The organism is Mesorhizobium sp. M7A.F.Ca.CA.001.08.2.1 (assembly GCF_003998455.1).
In the GTDB taxonomy this organism is placed as follows: Bacteria; Pseudomonadota; Alphaproteobacteria; order Rhizobiales; family Rhizobiaceae; genus Mesorhizobium; species Mesorhizobium ciceri.
The window spans coordinates 1-5,479 of the sequence record NZ_RZPW01000417.1 but is presented as its reverse complement, the minus strand read 5'-3'; the positions used below and the strand labels follow the sequence as shown (position 1 = coordinate 5,479).

At 62.5% G+C, this 5,479-nt stretch carries 6 protein-coding genes; 2 read left to right on the top strand and 4 right to left on the bottom strand.

Features of this window, described 5'->3' with window-relative positions; genetic code table 11:
- A partial coding sequence (locus EN914_RS22420; RefSeq protein ID WP_127389267.1) for an amino acid--tRNA ligase-related protein occupies positions 1-756 on the bottom strand: 756 nt, incomplete at its 3' end.
- A 117-nt stretch (positions 757-873) separates the two neighbouring features.
- Between EN914_RS22420 and efp the strand changes: the two genes are divergently transcribed.
- A complete protein-coding gene (gene efp / locus EN914_RS22415; RefSeq protein WP_013532351.1) occupies positions 874-1,443 on the top strand; it encodes an elongation factor P in 570 nt (189 codons plus the stop codon).
- A 73-nt stretch (positions 1,444-1,516) separates the two neighbouring features.
- On the opposite strand, the gene EN914_RS22410 is transcribed toward efp, so the two are convergent.
- A complete protein-coding gene (locus tag EN914_RS22410; protein ID WP_024504834.1) occupies positions 1,517-2,416 on the bottom strand; it encodes an HNH endonuclease in 900 nt (299 codons plus the stop codon).
- Positions 2,417-2,640: 224 nt separating this feature from the next.
- Between EN914_RS22410 and EN914_RS22405 the strand changes: the two genes are divergently transcribed.
- Positions 2,641-3,183: a dihydrofolate reductase family protein gene (locus EN914_RS22405; protein WP_024504835.1), complete on the top strand. Its 543-nt coding sequence runs from the start codon at positions 2,641-2,643 to the stop codon at positions 3,181-3,183.
- Between the two features lie 41 nt (positions 3,184-3,224).
- On the opposite strand, the gene EN914_RS22400 is transcribed toward EN914_RS22405, so the two are convergent.
- Complete coding sequence (locus tag EN914_RS22400; RefSeq protein ID WP_013532353.1) at positions 3,225-4,094, bottom strand: patatin-like phospholipase family protein; 870 nt, start codon at positions 4,092-4,094, stop codon at positions 3,225-3,227.
- Positions 4,091-5,428 (bottom strand): pitrilysin family protein, encoded by a 1,338-nt coding sequence (locus tag EN914_RS22395; protein WP_032899513.1) that lies wholly within the window; start codon positions 5,426-5,428, stop codon positions 4,091-4,093. Before EN914_RS22395 ends, EN914_RS22400 begins: the two co-directional genes overlap by 4 nt.
- Positions 5,429-5,479: the final 51 nt, after the last annotated feature.

Here is a 5,479-nt window from a genome sequence, read left to right as displayed (position 1 = left end):
GCGCTGGCTCGGCCGCGCCAGTGCCGCCTCGGCGACGGGATATTCGCACAGGATGGTCGCGCGGCCCTGCCCGAGAAATGGCTCGACCTTTTCCACCATCACCCGGCTGAACAGATCGGCCCAGCTGTCGTCGGGCGCGGTGCGCAGGCCGACATGGGTCAAGGCGGCGTGCAGCGCGTCGCGGTCGGTGCTGCCGTCGGCGGCGACCGTGGCCAGCAGGTCGATGCCGGCATGGTGGGCGAAAGCGTCCGCCACCGTCAGTCGTTCCGGCTCGGCAAACGGATCGCAGTCGCGGCCCCGGAAAGAGAAAAGAGTCGCCCCTGTCCTTGTCGCGGCCAGCGCCAGAAAGGCCGCACAATCCAGCATCAGGCTCTCATAGGCCTCGCCCACCCTGTACCATTCGAGCATGGTGAATTCGGGATGATGCAAGGGGCCGCGCTCGCGGTTGCGATAGACCGGACCGAAGCTGAAAATCCTGGTTTCACCGGCGGCGAGCAGCTTCTTGCAGGCGAATTCCGGCGAGGTGTGGAGATAGAGTGGCGCCCTTGCACCGTCCGGCCCGACCGCTTCCGTGGCGAAAGCCGCCAGATGCGCCTCGTTGCCGGGCGAGACCTGCAGGGCAGCCGTTTGCACCTCGACGAAATCATGGGCGGCGAACCAGTCGCGCAGGCCGGCGGCGATGCCATTGCGCAGCATCAGCCGCGGGCGGCGGTCGGCGTGAACGTCAGGCGTCCACCAGGGCGAAGCTTCGGTCATGCGGCTCGGAACATGGTGGAAGGGGGCTGGCGGCGGCGGCCAAGATGCGGTAGGCCCCCATCCAGCGCCGCACTAGCCGGCAAACGCCAGTCAACTCTTCTTGCAGGATTTAAAACCGTGGTGAAAGTCATCGCCAGTTCGCTCCGCAAAGGCAATGTCGTCGACAAGGACGGCAAGCTTTATGTGATCCTCTTTGCCGAAAACATCCACCCAGGCAAGGGCACGCCGGTAACGCAGCTCGACATGCGCCGCATCGGCGACGGGGTGAAGGTTTCGGAACGCTACCGCACCACCGAGCAGGTCGAGCGCGCCTATGTCGAAGAGCGCGAGCACACCTTCCTCTACCGCGACGGCGAAGGCTTTCACTTCATGAACCCGGAAACCTACGACCAGGTGGCGGTGTCGGAAGCCGTGGTCGGCGACATGGCGCCTTACCTGCTGGAAGGCATGGCCGTGCAGGTGTCGCAGTTCAACGGCATTGCCATTTCCCTGGTGCTGCCGCAGCGCGCCACCTTCGAAGTGGTGGAAACCGAGCCGACGACCAAGGGACAGACGGCCTCGTCGTCCTACAAGCCGGCCGTGCTGTCCAACGGCGTACGCACCCTGGTGCCCCCCCACATCGCGCCGGGCACCCGCGTGGTGGTGATGACGGCGGATGGGGCTTATGTGGAGCGGGCGAAGGACTGAGGGGGTTCTTCCCGCCCAAACGACCAAACGCCTCCAAGCAAAGCCTTCCCATGGACGGGGCAGCTTTGACCGCTTATTGCTTGAAGCAGTGCTCGCGGTGCCATTGCAAGAAATGAGGATGCGGGCGTTCGAGCTGTCGGCGAGGCGGAAGCGCGCGGCGCGTCTTGTTTATAAAGCCCTGCACACTGTCTAAGTCATTGACCTGTCTGGAGATCAGGATTTCCAAATCGTCCGACAGGCTGATCAATCCACGGTCGAACATCCAATGCGCAGTGCCGGACAGTGCGATCCCATTGTTGACGACATCAGGCCCGTTCGCCTCGACCGGTCGAATATGTGCAGCAGAAACTTCTGCCCGGCCGCCGCCATTTATCAGCTTGAGACCCGTGATTGCGCAGCGCTCGTCATAAGCGCGTAAGACGACGCGACGGAAAATGCGGTCCCGCACGATTCGCGATCCGATGTAGCTTACGCGATCACGACTCTGCTCGAATTCGAATGGCGCCTGCTCATCCTGAAAGCCGGCAGATATGCCGACCTCATCAACGCGCGGCAGCAACAACTCATTCGTATCCAGGCCCAGATCGATGATGCGGTTGAAGTCATTTGCGCTAAGTGCACGGACTGCAGATTGGGCACGGCCCGAAATCCGTCCTTCATCGTTGAGCAGGCCTCGCTCGACGAGACCATCAGATCCATTAAATTGAACAGGATTGACGAAATCGAGGTAGGTTCCGGGCTCAATCAGCGCGAGGTACATGTCTGATATCACAGGATCAGGGATGATCTGCTGGACTTTCGCTACAGCGTAATAGCCCCGTGTATCGTTTACCTTGCTGGGCTCGTAGTAGATGATCCACTTGCCGACACACGCCTCAACGCGGCGCAGATACGGACGAGGAAACTGGTATTGCTCTGCGGGGCGATCATTGTACCGCGAATCCGAGCGATGAATGAAAACCCCGAATTCCATGATCTTCCTGCAATGCGCTCTTGGGAATAATAACTACTTCAGATGTGGCATCAAAATCCGAACTTTGCGGTTTAGTCCAGGCCGGTCGCACTTCCCCGTGGTATCGGTCTTTCGCAGGCTCGCGCTGAAAGCGCCACCCTGCAACGAAGCGCAGCGATATATTTTATGAAGCGTGTCGCAATGACCCTGCGCGGTCCGTCCTTTGAGCGAAGAAGGAGAACGCCATGCGAAAACTTATCGTCACCGAATTCATCAGCGTCGATGGCATTGCCGAGGTCGAGAAGCTGCCAAGCGTGACCTGGAACGACGAGATGAACAGGTTCAAGGAGGACGAGCTTGCCGATAGCGGCGCCATGCTTTTGGGGCGCACGACCTATGAGATCTTTGCCGGCTCCTGGCCGACGGAAACCGGAGATTTTGCCGAACGGTTCAACGCGCTGCCGAAATATGTCGCGTCGAACAGCCTGAAGGCGCTCGACTGGAAGCCTGCCGAATTGCTGAAGGGACCGCTGCCGGAAGCGGTCAGGACGCTGAAGCAAGGCAGCGGCGGCAACATCTATATGCATGGTAGCCTCAGCGTCGCGCAGGAATTGCTGCGCCATGGCCTGGTCGACCGCGTCAGGCTGCTCAGTTATCCCGGCACCGTCGGCCAAGGCAAGCCGCTGTTCCCAGGCGGCGAACCGGTGTCGCTCGAACTGATTTCGGCCACGCCGTTCAGCAACGGCGTTGTGGCGCTGGAGTATGCGCCGGTGGCGGCGAAGTCGTAAATCGGTTGGAGCCTTTCAGATCGAATGGGGAAGATGCATCCTCACCCGACCTGCTTGCCCCGTCTCCCCTTGATGGCGGCGCTATTCCTCGCCTCCACCGCCTTCTCCACCTGCCGCTTCAGTTCGTCCTTGATATCCACCGTCTCGTTCATCAGCGCGTCGATCTTCAGGAAATCGAGGACGCGGTATCTCGACACTGCCGGGCGGACCAGGATGTCGGGGCGGCATTGCTTCAGCTTGTTGGCGATGATCGACTGCATCATCAATTGCGTGGCGCCGAACATCAGGTCGACGGAGGTCGGCTGTTTGCGGTCGGCCTCTTCCGGCGCGCCGACGACGTCGACGCCGATGATGATGTCGGCGTCGTTCTCGATCAGGTCGAACGGCACGGGGTTGTAGATGCCGCCGTCGATCAGCAGCCTGCCGTCTCGCATCACCGGACGGAACACGGCAGGGATGGCCGCTGACGCCGCCAGCGCGGAGTGCAGGTCGCCGTCTTCGAAGACGGCCAGCTTGTGACCGAAATAGTCGGTCGCCGTCACCTTCAGCGGGATCTTCAGCTCGGCAAAGGTTTCCGGGATGGCCTCGGGCAGAAAGGCTTTCAGGATGCGCTCGACATTGAACTGGCTGACGCGGATGCCGTTCTGCATGGCTTCGGCTATCGTGCCCGGCCGCGCCCGCCACATGCGGCTGGCCACCTCGGCGCGGCGGCCGAGGATCGAGCGGGCATAGTCGTGGATGTCCTTGCCGGCCATGCCTGATGCCATGCCGGCGCCCATGATGGCGCCGATCGACGAGCCGGCAATCGCCACCGGCTTGATGCCGAGCTCGTCCAGCGCTTCGATGACATGGATATGCGCCAGCCCGCGCGCGCCGCCGCCGCCGAAGGCGATGCCGAAGGTGGGGCTCATCCCTTGCCGGCTCCGGCCAGTTTCGGGCCGATGATCATGATGGTCGGCTCGGTGGTCAGCAGCTTTTTCGCCGCCGCCTTGACCTGTTCGAGCGTCACCGCGTTGATGTAGCCGGCGCGGCGCTGCATGTAGTCGATGCCGAGATCGTCGAGCTGCAACTCGACCAATGTCGAGGCGATGGCGCTGGACGAGTCCAGATTGTTGATGGCGTAGGCGCCGATCATGTATTTCTTGGTCGCCGCCAGTTCCGCTTCGGTCGGGCCTTGTTCGGCCAATTGCTTGACGACATCGCGGACGATGCCAAGCGTCTCGGCCGCACGGTCGGACCGGGTGCCGGTGCTGACGATCAGCGCGTTAGCGTGGTCCTGGTTTATGAGCGAGGAGTTGACACTGTAGGCCAGTCCGCGCTTTTCGCGCACTTCCTGGAACAGGCGCGAGGTGAAGGTGCCGCCGCCGAGGATCTCGTTCATCAGCACGGCGGGGAAGAAATCCGCCGCCTTGCGCTTCACGCCGGGAAAGGCGAGCTGCAGGGAGGTCTGCGGCAGGTCGTAGTCGACCTCGATATGCTGCGCCAGCCTCGGGTCGATATCGGCCACAGGCCTCAGCGCCTGGTTCTGCGGCAGGTCGCCGAACACCATGTCGAGCTTCTTCTTCAGCGTCTCCGCGTCGATGGCGCCGACCACGGCGACATGCAGACCGCCGCGCGCGAACACCGCTTTGTGCAGGCCTTTCAGATCATCGGACGTGATGGCGGCGATGCTTTCCTTGGTGCCCTGATCGGAGCGGGAATAGGGATGGTCGCCATAGAGGGCGCGCGCCCATTTGTTCTGCGCCACCGTGTCCGGGTCGTTTTCGCCGGCGATGATGCCGGACAGGATCTGGGAACGGATGCGGTCGATCGGCAACTGGTCGAAGCGCGGCTCGTTGACCGCCAGCCGCAGCAGGTCGAAGGCCTGGTCGCGCTGCTCGGCCAGCATGCGCATCGAGCCGTAGATGCCGTCGCGGCTCTCGTCGAAGCTCATCTCGGCGCCGGCATCGTCGAGCTTGATCTGGAAGTCTTCACTATCGAGCGGGCCGGCGCCTTCGTCGAACAGGCCGGTCATTAGATTGGCCAGCCCTTCCTTGCCGACAGGATCCTGCGTCGAGCCGCCGCCAAAGACGAAGCGGATGGCCACGACCGGCACGGAATAATCCTCGACCAGCCAGGCGGTGATGCCCTTTGGGGAGGTGACGGACTGGATCTCCATGGCCCGCGCGGTGAGCGCCGGCAGGATGAGGAAGAGGATGGAGAGAAAGAGGGTGGTGAGGGCACGCCATGCGGCAATCGTCGGCAGCGACCAATCGCGGAAGCCGGCGCTCCCCCCCACCCAGCCTCCGCCTTGCTC

Coding starts and splice junctions, on each gene's coding strand:
- EN914_RS22410 (WP_024504834.1), bottom strand. CDS start 2,416: ATGGAATTCGGGGTTTTCATTCATCGCTCGGATTCGCGGTACAATGAT.
- EN914_RS22405 (WP_024504835.1), top strand. CDS start 2,641: ATGCGAAAACTTATCGTCACCGAATTCATCAGCGTCGATGGCATTGCC.
- EN914_RS22400 (WP_013532353.1), bottom strand. CDS start 4,094: ATGAGCCCCACCTTCGGCATCGCCTTCGGCGGCGGCGGCGCGCGCGGG.